Origin of the sequence: Pseudomonas atacamensis, from assembly GCF_017167965.1 — a bacterium.
In the GTDB taxonomy this organism is placed as follows: domain Bacteria; phylum Pseudomonadota; class Gammaproteobacteria; order Pseudomonadales; family Pseudomonadaceae; genus Aquipseudomonas; species Aquipseudomonas atacamensis.
Genome location: NZ_CP070503.1, coordinates 955,650 through 970,872 on the forward strand (window position 1 = coordinate 955,650; position 15,223 = coordinate 970,872).

General features: G+C 61.5%; 13 protein-coding genes. 8 read left to right on the top strand and 5 right to left on the bottom strand.

Features of this window, described 5'->3' with window-relative positions:
* Window positions 1-285: 285 nt before the first annotated feature.
* Both yedA and JWU58_RS04450 read left to right on the top strand, forming a co-directional pair.
* Window positions 286-1,221 carry a drug/metabolite exporter YedA gene (yedA, locus tag JWU58_RS04445; protein WP_110602775.1) on the top strand — a complete coding sequence of 312 codons (936 nt, stop codon included), beginning with the start codon at window positions 286-288 and terminating at the stop codon, window positions 1,219-1,221.
* A gap of 52 nt (window positions 1,222-1,273) precedes the next feature.
* Complete coding sequence (locus tag JWU58_RS04450) at window positions 1,274-2,614, top strand: RNA helicase RhlE1 (RefSeq protein ID WP_125918182.1); 1,341 nt, start codon at window positions 1,274-1,276, stop codon at window positions 2,612-2,614.
* A gap of 62 nt (window positions 2,615-2,676) precedes the next feature.
* On the opposite strand, the gene JWU58_RS04455 is transcribed toward JWU58_RS04450, so the two are convergent.
* Together JWU58_RS04455 and JWU58_RS04460 are read right to left on the bottom strand one after the other, a co-directional pair.
* A complete protein-coding gene (locus JWU58_RS04455; protein WP_206421526.1) occupies window positions 2,677-3,924 on the bottom strand; it encodes a TIGR03862 family flavoprotein in 1,248 nt (415 codons plus the stop codon).
* 293 nt (window positions 3,925-4,217) lie between these two features.
* On the bottom strand, window positions 4,218-5,138 hold the full coding sequence (locus JWU58_RS04460; protein WP_016773071.1) for a histone deacetylase family protein: 921 nt from the start codon (window positions 5,136-5,138) through the stop codon (window positions 4,218-4,220).
* An 82-nt stretch (window positions 5,139-5,220) separates the two neighbouring features.
* Between JWU58_RS04460 and JWU58_RS04465 the strand changes: the two genes are divergently transcribed.
* From JWU58_RS04465 to JWU58_RS04475, 3 genes are all read left to right on the top strand, one after another.
* Window positions 5,221-5,790, top strand: a complete 570-nt coding sequence (locus JWU58_RS04465) for a GNAT family N-acetyltransferase (RefSeq protein ID WP_110603105.1) — start codon at window positions 5,221-5,223, stop codon at window positions 5,788-5,790.
* Window positions 5,791-5,901: 111 nt separating this feature from the next.
* Window positions 5,902-6,771 carry an acyl-CoA thioesterase II gene (gene tesB, locus JWU58_RS04470; protein WP_016773073.1) on the top strand — a complete coding sequence of 290 codons (870 nt, stop codon included), beginning with the start codon at window positions 5,902-5,904 and terminating at the stop codon, window positions 6,769-6,771.
* Entirely contained in the window at window positions 6,768-7,361 is a 594-nt protein-coding gene (locus JWU58_RS04475) for an HAD family hydrolase (RefSeq protein ID WP_206421527.1), read from the top strand. The genes tesB and JWU58_RS04475 overlap by 4 nt, the downstream gene beginning before the upstream one ends.
* A 142-nt stretch (window positions 7,362-7,503) precedes the next feature.
* Here the strand turns inward: JWU58_RS04475 and JWU58_RS04480 are convergent, their stop codons facing one another.
* Together JWU58_RS04480 and ypfJ are read right to left on the bottom strand one after the other, a co-directional pair.
* Window positions 7,504-8,457 carry an alpha/beta fold hydrolase gene (locus tag JWU58_RS04480; RefSeq protein WP_206421528.1) on the bottom strand — a complete coding sequence of 318 codons (954 nt, stop codon included), beginning with the start codon at window positions 8,455-8,457 and terminating at the stop codon, window positions 7,504-7,506.
* A complete protein-coding gene (ypfJ, locus tag JWU58_RS04485) occupies window positions 8,458-9,342 on the bottom strand; it encodes a KPN_02809 family neutral zinc metallopeptidase (protein ID WP_016773076.1) in 885 nt (294 codons plus the stop codon).
* Window positions 9,343-9,732: 390 nt separating this feature from the next.
* On the opposite strand from ypfJ, the gene JWU58_RS04490 reads away from it, so the two are divergent.
* Window positions 9,733-10,611: a DMT family transporter gene (locus JWU58_RS04490; protein ID WP_041477756.1), complete on the top strand. Its 879-nt coding sequence runs from the start codon at window positions 9,733-9,735 to the stop codon at window positions 10,609-10,611.
* Window positions 10,612-10,732: 121 nt separating this feature from the next.
* Here JWU58_RS04490 and JWU58_RS04495 read toward each other — a convergent pair whose 3' ends face one another.
* Entirely contained in the window at window positions 10,733-12,067 is a 1,335-nt protein-coding gene (locus JWU58_RS04495) for an MFS transporter (RefSeq protein WP_041477757.1), read from the bottom strand.
* A gap of 361 nt (window positions 12,068-12,428) precedes the next feature.
* Here JWU58_RS04495 and quiC point away from each other — a divergent pair, with 361 nt between their 5' ends.
* Window positions 12,429-14,330 carry a 3-dehydroshikimate dehydratase QuiC gene (quiC, locus tag JWU58_RS04500; RefSeq protein ID WP_024014416.1) on the top strand — a complete coding sequence of 634 codons (1,902 nt, stop codon included), beginning with the start codon at window positions 12,429-12,431 and terminating at the stop codon, window positions 14,328-14,330.
* Between the two features lie 102 nt (window positions 14,331-14,432).
* On the top strand, window positions 14,433-15,110 hold the full coding sequence (locus JWU58_RS04505) for a TetR/AcrR family transcriptional regulator (protein ID WP_024014415.1): 678 nt from the start codon (window positions 14,433-14,435) through the stop codon (window positions 15,108-15,110).
* Window positions 15,111-15,223 lie beyond the last annotated feature (113 nt).

The window sequence follows — 15,223 nt, forward strand, 5'->3', positions numbered from 1 at the left end:
CCACGCTCTGCGTGGGAATGAAGTCCAGGACGCTCGGCGTCCCTTTCAAAGCCGAACGCAGAGCGTCCGTTGAGGCATTCCCACGCGGAGCGTGGGAACGATCCAAGATGGATGTCTGCTGATACACCGCCTTCGCGAGCAAGCTCGCTCCCACAAGGACCTTGTCGGTCTCAGCTGCTTTCATGCAAAAGTGTACCGGCGCGAAAAACAGGTTTTGTAACTTATTTTTGCGCGGCGGTCTTTCTAGAATGACCGGTCCACAGAAATCTGACTGTCGAGCTGCCCATGCCTGCCTTGCGCCGTTTTTCCCTGCCATTGATCGCTGCGTTTTTTGCGTTGTACGTGATTTGGGGGTCGACCTATCTGGTGATCCGCATCGGCGTCGAATACTGGCCGCCGCTGTTGCTGGCCGGGGTGCGCTTCGTCATTGCCGGCAGCTTGATGTACGCCTGGCTGCGCTGGCGCGGGGCGCCGGCGCCGACCTGGGCGCAGTGGAAAGCAGCGGGGCTGGTCGGCATTCTGCTGCTCAGTTTTGGTAATGGCGCGGTCAGCGTGGCCGAGCACACTGGTGTGGCGTCAGGTGTCGCTGCGCTGGCGGTGGCGACGGTGCCGCTGTTCACCTTGTTGTTCGGTTACTTCTGGGGCGCGCGCAATACGCGGCTGGAGTGGGCGGGTGTGGCGCTGGGGATTATTGGCATCGCCATGCTCAACATGGGTTCCAACCTGCAATCGAGCCCGCTCGGTGCGATGCTGCTGATCTTCGCGGCGGCGAGCTGGGCGTTCGGCTCGGTGTGGAGCAAATACCTGCCATTGCCAGCGGGGGCCATGGCCAGCGCGGTGGAAATGCTCGTCGGCGGCGTGGTCTTGCTGATCGGCAGTGCGCTGAGTGGCGAGCACCTGCAAGCCATGCCGCCGCTCGAAGGGTGGCTGGCGCTGGCCTATCTGATTTTCTTTGGCTCGATCATCGCCTTCAATTCCTACATGTATCTGCTCAAACACGTGCGCCCGGCGGCAGCGACCAGTTATGCCTACGTCAACCCGGCGGTGGCGGTGTTGCTCGGTGTGGTGTTTGTCGGCGAGACCATCGGCATCGAAGAAGCGCTGGCGATGCTGGTGATCATCAGCGCGGTGCTGCTGATCAGCCTGCCGCAGTGGCGTCGACCTGCGCAGCCACCCGTGGAAGAGGCGAAAGCCGTTCCGACGGAAGCGCGTACGAATTAGGGTAAACTGCGCGGCATTGCATCCCCGCGTCATTTTTTCCTACGGTACTCCCATGACTTTCGCCTCCCTTGGCCTGATCGAACCCTTGCTGCGCTCCCTCGAGACGCTCGGCTACCAGACCCCGACGCCGGTGCAGGCGCAAGCCATTCCGGCGGTGCTGGCCGGTCGCGACCTGATGGCAGCGGCCCAGACCGGCACCGGTAAAACTGCCGGTTTCGCCTTGCCGCTGTTGCAGTTGCTGGCCATGGAAGGGCCGAAAGTCACCGCCAACTCGGCGCGTGCGCTGATTCTGGTGCCGACCCGCGAGCTCGCCGAGCAGGTCCACGAAGCCGTGCGCCAGTACGCGGAAAATCTGCCGCTGCGTACTTACGCGGTGTATGGCGGTGTCAGCATCAACCCGCAGATGATGAAGCTGCGCGGCGGCGTCGATGTGCTGGTCGCCACACCCGGTCGCTTGATCGACCTGTTCCGCCAGAACGCGCTGAAACTCGATCAGCTGCAAACGCTGGTGCTGGATGAAGCCGATCGTATGCTCGACCTGGGCTTCTCGGAAGAACTGGCGAACATTTACCGCATGCTGCCGAAAAAGCGCCAGACCCTGCTGTTCTCCGCGACCTTCTCCGATGACATCCGCCTGCTTGCCGGGCAGATGCTCAACGATCCTTTGAGCGTCGAAGTCAGCCCGCGCAACGTCGCTGCCAACACGGTCAAGCAGTGGATCGTCACCGTAGACAAGAAGCGCAAGGCCGAACTGTTCGTGCACCTGATGCGCAAGAACAAGTGGAAGCAGGTGCTGGTGTTCGCCAAGACCCGCAACGGCGTCGATGCGCTGGTGGAAAAGCTTCAGGGCCTCGGTGTGAATGCTGACGGCATCCATGGCGACAAACCGCAGGCCACGCGCCAACGCGCACTGGACCGGTTCAAGCTCAGCGAAGTGCAGATTCTGGTGGCGACCGACGTTGCCGCTCGTGGTCTGGACATCGAAGACCTGCCGCTGGTGGTCAACTTCGATCTGCCGATCGTCGCCGAGGATTACATTCACCGCATTGGTCGGACTGGCCGCGCGGGTGCCACCGGTGAGGCGATTTCGCTGGTGTGTGCCGATGAAGTGAACATGCTCTCGGCGATCGAAATGCTGACGCGGCAGAACCTGAAGCGCCAGAACGAACCGGATTTCGAACCCGAGCACCGCGTGCCGGACACCGACGCCAGCGGTCAGGTGATCAAGAAGCCGAAAAAACCGAAGAAGCCGAAAGCGTCGGGCGGTGGCGGTGGTAAGCGTAATCTGGGCAAGTGGGTCGACAGCGGCGAGACCTCGGCACCGGAGCCATCGATCAAGCCAGTGCGCAAAGTGCCGGTGTTCAATACTGGACCGCGCAAGCGCAAACCCTGAAAGCAGCTTCGAGCGTTCAGCTGCAAGTTGCAAGTTAGAAGCGCTTTGCTTCGGCTTGCAGCTCAGAACTTGCTGCTGCTTTTGAACCACTGGACGATTCCCTGCCCAGCCGCCCGCCCACTGGCAAAACACCCAGTCAGCAAATACCCTCCCGTCGGCGCTTCCCAGTCGAGCATCTCGCCCGCACAAAACACCCCCGGCAGCGCCTTGAGCATCAAGCGCTCATCCATCGCTTCGAACCTTACGCCACCGGCACTGCTGATCGCTTCGTCCAGCGGACGGGTTTTCACCAGAGTCAGCGGCAGCGCCTTGATCGCTCGTGCCAGGAGCGCCGGATCGGCGAAGGTTTCGGCGTCGGTCAGCTCGCGCAACAACGCTGCCTTAACTCCATCAATCCCCACCTGACTGTGCAGATGCTTGGCCATCGAGCGCGAGCCACGTGGTTTGCTCAGCGCTGCCTGTAATTTATCCACAGGCCGGCCGGGCAGCAGGTCGATGTGGATAACCGCTGCGCCATAGCGATTGATTTCTTCGCGTATCGGCGCCGACAGCGCATAGATCAGGCTGCCTTCAATGCCGGTCGCGGTGATCACGCATTCGCCCAAGCGCGGGATGTCGTCGTTCAAACCGATGGCGATGTTTTTCAGCGGCGCGCCGGCGAATTTGCTCACCATCAGCTCGCTCCAGGCTTGCACCTCGAAGCCGCAGTTGCTTGGCTGCAACGGCGCCAGATCCACGCCGCGCTGCTCCAGCGGCAACATCCACGCGCCATCCGAGCCTAGGCGCGACCAACTGCCGCCGCCGAGGGCGAGCAGGGTGGCGTCGGGGTTTACGCTGATTTCGCCTTGCGGGCTGGCGATGCGCAGTGCACCGCTTGCGTCCCAGCCGAGCCAGCGATGGCGGGTGTGGATAACTACGCCGCTGTCGCGCAGGCGCTTGAGCCAGGCGCGCAACAGTGGGGCGGCTTTCATGTCGGTGGGGAACACGCGGCCGGAGCTGCCGATGAAGGTTTCGATGCCCAGTTCATGAATCCACTGGCACAGCGCATCGGCATCGAATGCGCGCAGCAGCGGGGCGATTTGCGGTGCACGCTCAGCGTAGCGGGAGAGGAATGCCGGGTACGCTTCGGAGTGGGTAATGTTCATGCCGCCGACCCCGGCCAGCAGAAACTTGCGCCCGACCGAGGGCATGCCGTCGTACACGTCGACGCGGATTCCGGCCTGACTCAGCACTTCGGCGGCCATCAGGCCGGCGGGGCCACCGCCAATGATGGCGACGTGGGTGTTGGCGGGGGCGGAATTCTGGGTCATGGGCGTGCGCTGCGGTATGGCGGGACAAGGCGCGCATTCTAACAGCGCTGAACCCTGTGGGAGACACCATGTGGGAGCGAGCCTGCTCGCGAACGCGGTCTGTCAGTCAATTAGATGTTGTGGGTGCTAAAGCTTTCGCGAGCAGGCTCGCTCCCACCGGGGCTGCGGTGTATTTCGAGGCTGGTTAAAAAATAAACAGTGCGCTGGGCGCCTTGGGCAGCATGGCCTGCAGTCCCTTTCGCTCAGGTTATCCACAGGCAGTTCCACAGCGATTGTGGGTAACGCAGCACGTTTCAATGACAGCCGTGTGAATCCCACACTCGTTGCGCGCTGTGATGGAGGATGCCGTGGCGGCGGGCGAGGGCGTGGCGGTCCTTGCTGTAGCCGCCGCCGATCACCCCGACCACCGGAATGTCGCGGCCCAGGCAATGGCGCATCACCCGTTCATCGCGCTCGGCTACGCCCTCGTCGGTCAGTTGCAGATAACCAAGGGCATCGTCCTTGTGCACATCGACGCCGGCGTCGTAGAGCACCAGATCCGGTTGATACAGCGGCAGCAGGTAATTGAGCGTGTCATCGACCACCTGCAGATAGTCGGCATCGCCCATGCCTTTGGGCAGCGGAATATCCCAGTCACTTTCGGCTTTGCGTGCGGGAAAATTCTTTTCGCAGTGCAGGGAAACGGTAATCGCCTCCGGCGTGTCATGCAGAATCCGCGCGGTGCCGTCGCCCTGATGCACGTCACAATCGAAGATCAGCACGCGATTGACCCGGCCGCTCTGTAACAGGTACTGGCTGATGATCGCCAGGTCATTGAAGATGCAGAAGCCGGCGGGGTAATCGTAGTGAGCGTGATGGGTGCCGCCGGCCAGATGACAGGCCAGGCCATGCTCCAGCGCTTGCTCTGCGGCGAGAATCGAACCGCCCACCGCGCGCACCGTGCGCCGCGCCAGCGCTTCATTCCACGGCAGGCCGAGGCGCCGTTGGTCTTCGCGGGACAACTCGCCGCTCATGTAGCGTTCGATATAGCTGCGGTCATGGGCGAGGGCGAGGATGTCGTTGGGACAGATCTGCGGGCGCAGCAGGTCGGCGTCGCGGGTCAGGCCGCTGTCGACCAGGTGATCGCGCAGCAGACGAAATTTGTCCATGGGAAAGCGGTGATCCGCGGGAAACTCGGGGCTGTAGTCTTCGTGGTAGATCAACGGCAAGGGCATGGCTTGTTTCGCGCAGAACCAGGGAAAGAATGAACGATCCTACCAGCGATGTAGACTCAACGGCATGGAAATGGAGGGGACGATGGAGCCGATACTGGAGCTGCAAAGCGCGCGTCTGTTGATGCGTCAGTGGCAGGACGAGGATTTGCCGGCATTCGCCGCGATGTGCGCCGATCCACAGGTCATGCGCTACTTTCCGGCGCCGTTGACCCGGCTCGAAAGCGCCGCGTTGATCGGCCGCGTGCGCGGGCATTTTGCCGAGCATGGCTTTGGCCTGTGGGCGCTGGAGCGCAAGGACACGGGTGAGTTCATCGGCTTTACCGGGTTGGGCGTGGTCGGCTTCGATGCGCCGTTTACCCCGGCGGTGGAGATCGGCTGGCGTCTGGCCAAGGAACACTGGGGCCTGGGTTACGCCAGTGAAGCGGCGTGGACCGCACTGCGCGCGGGTTTCGACCAGTTGAAACTGGAGGAAATCGTCTCGTTTACCGCCGGGCAGAACGCGCAGTCGGAGAAGGTCATGCAGGCGATCGGCATGCATCACGATCCGCAGGACGATTTCGATCACCCCAGGCTTGCGCTCGATCACCCGTTGCGCCGCCATGTTCTGTATCGCATCAGCCGCGAACAATGGCTGCAAACCTTGCATGAATAAGCCGACACGGACGTTTACAATGGCCGCCATCGTATTTGGCCCGTGCCAGAACCTGAATCGTCCGCCGCAGCCAAGACTGCGCGGCCATTGCTTTGTGTGAGGAGAGTCTGAATGAGCCAAGTGCTGGAAGATCTGGTCGATCTGCTGACCCTGGAACCGATCGAAGAAAACCTGTTCCGTGGTCGTAGTCAGGATCTGGGGTTCCGCCAGTTGTTCGGCGGTCAGGTGCTCGGCCAGTCGCTGTCGGCGGCCAGTCAGACGGTGGAAGAGGCGCGTCATGTGCACTCGCTGCACGGTTATTTCCTGCGCCCGGGCGATGCCAAGTTGCCGGTGGTCTATTCGGTTGATCGCGTGCGTGATGGCGGCAGCTTCAGCACTCGCCGCGTGACGGCGATCCAGAAGGGCCACCCGATCTTCACGTGCAGCGCTTCGTTCCAGTACGACGAAAAAGGCTTCGAGCATCAGGGCCAGATGCCGGCGGTGGTTGGCCCGGAAAACCTGCCCTCGGAACTGGAACTGATCCAGCAGCGTGCGCACCTGATTCCCGAGCACATGCGTGAAAAACTGCTGTGCCCGAAACCGATCGAAGTACGCCCGGTCACCGAAAAGGATCCGTACAACCCGCAACCGGCCGATCCGATCAAATATGTGTGGTTCCGCGCCGACGGCGCCCTCGCCGACATTCCTGCGCTGCACAAATACCTGCTGGCCTACGCCTCGGACTTCGGCCTGCTGACCACGTCGATGCTGCCCCACGGCAAGTCGGTCTGGCAGAAAGACATGCAGGTCGCCAGCCTCGATCACGCGCTGTGGTTCCACAACGACCTGCGCGCCGATGACTGGTTGCTCTACGCGATGGACAGTCCGTGGGCCGGCAACTCCCGTGGTTTTTCCCGTGGCAGCGTGTTCAACCGCGCCGGGCAACTGGTCGCTTCGGTGACTCAGGAGGGTCTGATCCGCCATCGCAAGGACTGGGCATGAGCCTGACCGCAGTTCGCCATTGGGTGTTCGACATGGACGGCACCTTGACCGTCGCCGTGCATGACTTTGCGGCGATTCGTGTGGTGCTGGCGATTCCGCCGGAGGACGACATCCTCACCCACCTCGCGGCGTTGCCGGCGGATGAAGCGGCGGCCAAGCATGCCTGGTTGCTCGAGCATGAACGCGATCTGGCGTTGGGCTCGACCCCGGCCACCGGCGCGGTGGAGCTGGTGCGCGACCTGCATGCGCGCGGTTATCGCCTCGGCATTCTCACGCGCAATGCGCGGGAGCTGGCACATGTCACGCTGGAGGCGATCGGCCTGGCCGACTGCTTTGCGGTCGAGGATGTGCTGGGTCGCGACGAAGCACCGCCGAAGCCGCATCCCGGCGGTTTGCTGAAACTGGCCGATGCCTGGCAAGTGCCGGCCAGTGACATGGTGATGGTCGGCGATTACCGCTTTGATCTGGATTGCGGCCGAGCAGCGGGGGCGCGGACGGTGTTGGTGAATCTGCCGGATAACCCGTGGCCGGAGTTGACGGATTGGCATGCGAAGGATTGTGTTGAGTTGCGGCGGATGCTGTTTGCCTGACATCTTCGTCGCCTGAGCGGGCCCCTTCGCGAGCAAGCTCGCTCCCACATTGGATCTTCAGTGCACACATATTTTGTGCATGTCATAGAGCTATGTGGGAGCGAGCTTGCTCGCGAAGGGGGCGGTGGATTCAGAAAAAAACCTACTGATCAAACAACGCCTTCTGCCCCTCCGCCGATGTCAGCATGCCATTCCCGTCATGCCCGACCCCAGGCACCTCCACCAGCCGCTGATTGACCCCCTCAGGATGGCGACGCAGCAAATAACCGAAATACAGCTTCCCGCGCATCAAGCGGTAAGCCCCTTGCGCCTCGGCCGCGCAGCTCTTGTCCAGCGCCGGATGTTCCGGATCGACGTCCTGCTGCCCGAGCAGATAAATCACCTCGCGTTTGACGTAAGCGCTCTCGACCTGCAACGGCGTTTGCCCGCCGGCATACACCGGCATGTCCGCCAGGCCGTACTTCCAGCGATTGAAACCAGGACATTGCGCGTGATCGAACGCCACTGGCCGCTGCTCGTTGAAGTACGCATAAGAAGAAGGATTGGCCACCACATAGCGCAAGCGAATGCCGTTGGCCTTGAGCGCTGGCTGATCCTTGGCCAGCAGGGCGTAACGCTGCACCACCTGACCACCGCCGGAGTGGCCGAAAATCACGATCTGCTTTACGTCCGGAAACTGTTTGCGATCGCTGACCCGCGCGACGATTTCATCCAGCGCCGCGTAGGAGCTCAGCGGATTTGGCCCGGTGGACAAGCCGCCGCCCATCCACTCGTTGCCCTGCCAGCGCAGCACCGTCGGCGGCAAGGAATACAGGGTGACGTCGCTTTCATTGAGAAACTGCGGAGCGATCACCAGCGTGTGCGCGGTCTGCCCGGCGAGCTCGGCGGCGCTTTCCGCGCTTTTGCGGTAGGTCTCGGCGTTGCGCAGGCGACCGTGAATGACGATCAGCACCCGCTCGATCTTCTCCGGTGCCGGGCCGATGCCCACTGCCATTTCCCCGGCCTTGAGTTGCAGGCGACCGGGGCTGATCGCATCGACGCCGGCCGCTTGCGCGGTGCCGACGATGAACAGTAACGCCACAAGCCATTTATGCATTTACAGGGTTTTCGCCGCGAAGGTGTCGCACTGGCTTACCTGGCCTTGCGCGAATCCGGTTTTGAACCAGCGCACCCTTTGCGCTGACGTACCGTGGGTAAACGAGTCAGGCACCACGCGGCCCTGACCCTGTTGCTGCAAGCGATCATCGCCGATGGCGTTGGCGGCGTTCAAGGCTTCTTCGATGTCGCCCGGTTCCAGCCAGTTCAGGCGTTTCTGCGCGTTATACGCCCAGACACCGGCGAGACAGTCCGCCTGCAATTCCTGGCGAACCAGCAAGCCGCCGTCGCCCTCCATCTGCCGGCCTTGCTGACGCGCCGCCTGCATCTTCGCCGAGACGCCCAGCAGCGTCTGCACATGATGGCCGACTTCGTGCGCAATCACGTAAGCCTGAGCGAAATCGCCGGCGGCTTTGAAGCGCTGCGACATTTCCTGAAAGAAGGCCATGTCCAGATAGACCTTCTGGTCGGCCGGGCAGTAGAACGGGCCGGTGGCAGAAGTGGCCATGCCGCACGCGGAGTTCACCCGATTGCTGAACAGCACCAGTGTCGGGTCTTTGTATTGGCGTCCGGCCTGCTGGAAGATCGGACCCCAGGTGTCTTCGGTGTCGCCGAGGATCGAGCGGACGAATTCAGCCTGTTCATCATTGGCCGGTGGGGCCTGGCGGGTTTGCGAGGTGGGCGCCGGCTGCTCCATCTGCCCGGTCAACTGGCCGAGAATCTGCATCGGGTCCTGGCCGGTGAGCCAGCCGATGCCGACAATCAGCACGATGGCCGTCAGGCTCAGGCCCTTGCCGCCGCCGAAGCGCATGCCGCCGCCACCGCCGGCATCATCACCCCGGGCGTCGACGACGTTGTCACTGCGTCGGCCTTTTTTCCATAGCATATGGGAATCCTCTTTTATTGCCGGTGATGAATCTGCTGGTGATGAGTGTTGCCGCTGTGTGAGTGTGGCGCCAGTCCGGTCGTCCGTCCATGCACACGCGCCCACATGGTGCGGGCCTGGTATTGACGGTCGAGCGGGCCGTGAATTCAATCCCGAGTGGAATTTCTTCCGTCGAATTCATGAACCCGCTGTTTCGACGGCAGTCTGTGATGTTGCACACTGGCCGGGCGCCGAAGTGGCGGGAATCTTGCCTCAAGGTTTTGCCTGGCGGCGGTTTCCCGGCGAAGAAGAGTGCAACCTGTGCGGTTGCTGAAAGCTCAGCCGACTATGATTGCCACAACGATTGCCGCCAGCGCGAACGCTCGCCCGGATTTTTTTCAGAGATTGCCAATGACCGTCAGCACCCCGCTCTCCGGTGTCAACCAGCCCTTCAAGGGGATTCTGCTGATTGTCGTGGCGACGTTCCTGTTTTCCAGCCACGACGCGTTGTCGAAATACCTCTCCGGTTTTTATCCGATCGTGATGGTGGTGTGGGCGCGCTATGTGGTGCACACCTTGTTGATGGCGGGGATTTTCCTGCCGCAGTCCGGTTTGCGCGTGCTGCGCACCAAGAAACCGTTATGGCAGCTCGCCCGTGCCCTGTGCCTGCTCGGCACCAGCCTGTTTTTCACCACGGCGCTGCTCTACATCCCGCTGGCGGAAGCCACGGCGGTCAACTTTCTCGCGCCAGTATTGGTGACGGCGTTATCGGTGCCGTTGCTCAAGGAACGCGTGACGCGCGGGCAGTGGATTGCAGTGATCTGCGGCTTCATCGGCGTGCTGATCATCGTCCACCCGGGCGGCGAACTGTTTACCCCGGCGATCCTGCTGCCGTTCTGCTCGGCGCTGTTCTTCTGCTTCTACCAATTGCTGACGCGCAAGCTCGCCGAAGTGGACAGCCCGACCACCAGCAACTTCTTTGCCGGGCTGTGCAATACCTTGGTGATGAGCGCGCTGGTGCCGTTCTTCTGGCAAGTGCCGACGTTGCCTCATGCCGCGCTGATGCTGGCGCTGGGCAGTTGCGGGATGACGGCGCATCTGTTCCTGACCCAGGCCTTCCGTCACGCCGCACCAGCCTTGCTGGCGCCGTTCGGCTATTGCCAGATCGTCTTTGCCGGGTTGTTGGGCTGGCTGCTGTTCAATCACACACCGAGCGGGTTGACGGTGATTGGTATTGCGGTGATCTGTTGCAGCGGATTGGCGGCAGCGTGGCAGCAGAGCCGGCGCTGAGGAGGAGCAAAGATCCCTTGTAGGAGCTGACGAGTGAAACGAGGCTGCGATCTTTTGATCTTAAACAGCAAGATCAAAAGATCGCAGCGTTCCGCAGCTCCTACAGGGGCAATTTAGCGGGTTATTCGACAGTCGGAATCTTGCGCGGTGCCATGAAGTACATCCACGTCAGTGCGAGGAAGTACATCGCCGGAATCAGCGTGAACAGCACCGTGTAGTTGTTGTTGGTGACGGTGAGGATGTGGCCGACGATCTGGGTCATGAACATCCCGCCGATCGCTGCGCACATGCCGCCGAAGCCGAACACCGTGCTCATCATGTGCTTGGGCGTGTAGTCCATCACCAGGCTCCAGATGTTCGCAGTCCAGGCCTGATGCGCGCCGATCGCCAGCGAGATCGCCGCCACCGCCACCCACAGATTCGCCGAGCCGGCAGCCATGACCACGCCGATGATGCAGCAGGCAAACAGCAACATCGACAGCAGCCGCGCCTTGATCGAGTTCATGCCGCGACCGATCAGGAACGAGGACAGAATCCCGCCGCCGACACTGCCGAAGTCAGCCGTGACGTAGATGATGATCAGCGGAATACCCATCTGCGTGACGTTGATGCCGAGGTTGTATTGCTGATTGAGAAACGGCGGCAGCCAGTACAGATAGAACCAGAACACCGGCGCGGTCAGCGAGTAGGCGAGGGCGAAGGCCCAGGTGCCGCGCATGCGCAGGATCTTGCTGAACGGCACGCGGGCCTGTTCCGGTTCGACTTGCTGCTGGATGTAATCGAGCTCCGACTGTTTAACCGTTGGGTGATCTTCCGGATTGAAGTACTTCAAGCCCCAGAACAACAGCCAGATGCCACCCAGTGCCGCCATGCACAGAAACGCGGCTTGCCAGCCCCACACATGCAGGACCAGTGGCAGCAGCATCGGCGTGAACATCGCCCCGACGTTGGTGCCGGCGTTGAAAATGCCGGTAGCGACTGCACGTTCACCGGCCGGGAACCACAGGCGCGTGGTCTTTACACAGGCCGGGTAGTTGGCCGCTTCCGTCAGGCCGAGGATGAAGCGGCAGACCATGAAGCCGACCGCCGAGGTCGCCAGGCCATGGGCGCCGGTGGCCAGGCTCCAGAGCAGCACGGCGCAGAAGAACACGCGCTTGACGCCGACCCGGTCGATCAGGCGTCCCTGCAGGACAAAACCGATCGCGTAGCCGACCTGAAACCAGAAGTTGATGTTGGCGTAATCCATCGCCGTCCAGCTCATTTCCTTGGCGAGGATCGGCTGCATGACGCCGAGGGCGGCGCGGTCGATGTAGTTGAGGGTGGTGGCGAAAAACACCAGCGCCAGCATGCCCCAGCGGGTCTTGCCGACAGCCATGGCGCCGCGGATCTTGTCGCCTATGCCACCCGTGGCAGTGCTCATGGCCGGAGCCATGCGGGAAGTCTGTGAAGGAATCATGTGTTCCACCCGTTTTTGGATTTGTTATTTGGTGTTCTTTTCTGTCGAACACCTTGCCCGGTGGTTAGTGGCCGGACTCGATGTGCAACCGATGTTGGGCAGTGAACAAAAAATCGTCAATTCGCCAAATCGCCTTAGTGTTCGATAATCGCACGCAAAACTAACCGGGTAGTACACTTTAAATTGCTGCGCGCAGGGATGCAGCCAATAATTTCCCTCACTATAAAAACCCATTCCCCGGTAGGAGCTGCCGAAGGCTGCGATCTTTTGATTTTGCTGTTTTGGTAATCAAGATCAAACGATCGCAGCCTTCGGCAGCTCCTACAGTAAAGATAAAGCGGCGCAGTCCGGGAGTTGAAACATGCAGCGTTCCATTGCCACCGTTTCCTTGAGCGGCACCCTGCCGGAAAAACTCGAAGCCATTGCCGCCGCCGGGTTCGACGGCGTGGAGATTTTCGAAAACGACCTCCTGTACTACGACGGCAGTCCCCGGGAAATTAAACAGATGTGCGCCGATCTGGGGATCGCCATCACCCTGTTTCAGCCGTTCCGTGACTTCGAAGGCTGCCGCCGCGATCGCCTGGCGCGTAACCTGGAGCGTGCCGAGCGCAAGTTCGATCTGATGCAGGAACTTGGCACCGACCTGGTGCTGGTCTGCAGCAACGCCTCGCCGGACAGTGTCGGCGATCAGCAAATCCTCGTCGATGATTTGCGCCTGCTGGCCGAACGCGCCGGCGCCCGTGGCTTGCGCATCGGTTACGAAGCGCTGGCGTGGGGCCGTCACGTCAATACTTATCAACAGGTCTGGGACATCGTCCGTCAAGCTGATCACCCCAACCTCGGCGTGCTGCTCGACAGCTTTCACACCCTGTCGCTGAAGGGCGATCCCAGCGCGATCGCCGACATTCCCGGCGACAAGATCTTCTTCGTGCAAATGGCCGACGCGCCGATCCTGGCCATGGACGTGCTGGAGTGGAGCCGGCATTTCCGCTGTTTCCCGGGGCAGGGCGAATTCGATCTGCCGGGGTTCCTCGCGCCGATCATCAAGAGTGGTTATACCGGGCCGTTGTCGCTGGAAATCTTCAACGACGGCTTCCGCGCCGCGCCGCCACGGGCCAACGCCGCCGACGGTTTGCGCTCGCTGCTGTATCTGGAAGAGAAGACCCGCCAGCGTCTCGAGCAGGAAGCGCCGCCGGTGGCCAACCGTGACATTCTTTTCGAAACGCCGCCGGCCAGCGAATACAACGGTGTGGAATTTCTTGAGTTTGCCGTCGACGAAGCGCTAGGCGCGAAGCTCAGTCACTGGCTGCAACGCCTCGGTTTTGCCAAGGCCGGGCAGCATCGCTCCAAGAGCGTCAGCCTGCTGCGTCAGGGCGATATCAACCTGATCCTCAACTCCGAGCCGTATTCGTTCGCCCACAGCTTTTTCGAAGCTCACGGCCCGTCGCTGTGCGCCACGGCCGTGCGGGTCAAGGACAGCGCCAGTGCGCTGGCCCGCGCCGTCGCTTACAAGGGGCAGCCCTATCGCGGGCTGGTCGGGCCGAATGAACTGGAACTGGCGGCGGTGCGCGCACCGGACGGCAGCCTGATTTATCTGGTCGATGCGGACGCCGACGTGTACGGCACCGATTTCAATCTGTTGCCCGACGCGCAGACCGGCGGCGGCCTCAAGCGTATCGATCACATGGCCATGGCCCTGCCTGCCGACAGCCTCGACAGTTGGGTGCTGTTTTACAAAAGCCTGCTGGATTTCGAAGCCGACGATGAGGTGGTCTTGCCCGATCCGTACGGTCTGGTGAAGAGCCGCGCACTGCGCAGTCGCGACAGCTCGATCCGGCTGCCGCTGAACATCTCCGAGAACCGAAACACCGCCATTTCGCATGCGCTATCGAGTTATCGCGGCTCCGGTGTGCACCACATCGCCTTCGATTGTGACGACATCTTCGCCCAGGTCAGTCGCGCCAAAGAGGCTGGCGTGCCGCTGCTGGACATCCCGCTGAATTACTACGACGACCTCGCCGCGCGTTTCGATTTCGACGATGAGTTTCTCAGCGAGCTGGCCTATTACAACGTGCTCTACGACCGTGACGCCCAAGGCGGCGAGTTGTTTCATGTCTACACCGAGCCGTTCGAAGGGCGTTTCTTTTTCGAGATCATCCAGCGTAAGAATGGCTATGCCGGCTACGGCGCGGCCAACGTTGCGGTGCGGCTGGCGGCGATGGCCAAATCCCGCAGTGGTGCGGTGCGTCAGGCGAAGTTGTAGGAAATTCGTAAACGCGGGATCAAACACCGGCTGCGCGGCTTCCTTCACTGTCCCGCGCGGCCCATAATCGCCAGCTTGTGCAGTGATGGCCGTGAGCCCGCGATGACCATGAATTCAGAACTTTCCGCCGCTGCTGTCGAGTCCGAGGCAGTGCCGCGCAAGAGTCGCAAGAACAACCCGGAAAAGACCCGCGAAAACATTCTCCAGGAGGCGATCGTCGAGTTCGTCCAGCAGGGTTTGTCCGGCGCCCGCGTCGACGCGATCGCCGAGCGCATCCACACCTCCAAGCGCATGATCTATTACTACTTCGGCAGCAAGGAGCAGTTGTACGTCGAGGTGTTGGAGAAGCTTTACGGCGATATCCGCAGCACGGAAAACCGCCTGCATCTGGACGAACTGCCGCCCGAGCTGGCGATCCGCCGGCTGGTGGAATTCACCTTCGATCACCACGACCACAACGTCGATTTCGTGCGCATTGTCAGCATCGAAAACATCCACAACGCCGAGTACGTAAAGCGTTCCGATGCGATCAAGGCGCTGAACAACACGATCCTCGATACCTTGGGCGGGATTCTGCAACGAGGCGCGGACGAAGGTCTGTTCCGGCGTGGCATCGATGCGCTGGACGTGCATCTGCTGATCAGTTCGTTCTGCTTCTATCGCGTGTCGAACCGCCACACGCTGGGGGAAATCTTCCAGATCGACCTGCCGGACGAAACCATCAAGCAGCGCCACCGCGAGATGATCTGCGAATCGGTGTTGCGCTACCTGAAGGCCTGAGTCGATCCCCCCTATGGGAGCGAGCCTGCTCGCGAAAGCGGTGTGTCAGTCGGCCTGTTCGTTGACTGAATCGGCGCCTTCGCGAGCAGGCTCGCTCCCACAGGGGCCGCTTT

Bases quoted from the DNA above. Each gene is read 5' to 3' on its own strand.
- JWU58_RS04495 (WP_041477757.1), bottom strand. From the start codon at position 12,067: ATGATTCCTTCACAGACTTCCCGCATGGCTCCGGCCATGAGCACTGCC.
- JWU58_RS04460 (WP_016773071.1), bottom strand. From the start codon at position 5,138: ATGCCCTTGCCGTTGATCTACCACGAAGACTACAGCCCCGAGTTTCCC.
- JWU58_RS04450 (WP_125918182.1), top strand. From the start codon at position 1,274: ATGACTTTCGCCTCCCTTGGCCTGATCGAACCCTTGCTGCGCTCCCTC.
- JWU58_RS04490 (WP_041477756.1), top strand. From the start codon at position 9,733: ATGACCGTCAGCACCCCGCTCTCCGGTGTCAACCAGCCCTTCAAGGGG.
- JWU58_RS04505 (WP_024014415.1), top strand. From the start codon at position 14,433: ATGACCATGAATTCAGAACTTTCCGCCGCTGCTGTCGAGTCCGAGGCA.
- JWU58_RS04480 (WP_206421528.1), bottom strand. From the start codon at position 8,457: ATGCATAAATGGCTTGTGGCGTTACTGTTCATCGTCGGCACCGCGCAA.
- yedA (WP_110602775.1), top strand. From the start codon at position 286: ATGCCTGCCTTGCGCCGTTTTTCCCTGCCATTGATCGCTGCGTTTTTT.
- ypfJ (WP_016773076.1), bottom strand. From the start codon at position 9,342: ATGCTATGGAAAAAAGGCCGACGCAGTGACAACGTCGTCGACGCCCGG.
- JWU58_RS04475 (WP_206421527.1), top strand. From the start codon at position 6,768: ATGAGCCTGACCGCAGTTCGCCATTGGGTGTTCGACATGGACGGCACC.
- quiC (WP_024014416.1), top strand. From the start codon at position 12,429: ATGCAGCGTTCCATTGCCACCGTTTCCTTGAGCGGCACCCTGCCGGAA.
- JWU58_RS04455 (WP_206421526.1), bottom strand. From the start codon at position 3,924: ATGACCCAGAATTCCGCCCCCGCCAACACCCACGTCGCCATCATTGGC.
- JWU58_RS04465 (WP_110603105.1), top strand. From the start codon at position 5,221: ATGGAGCCGATACTGGAGCTGCAAAGCGCGCGTCTGTTGATGCGTCAG.
- tesB (WP_016773073.1), top strand. From the start codon at position 5,902: ATGAGCCAAGTGCTGGAAGATCTGGTCGATCTGCTGACCCTGGAACCG.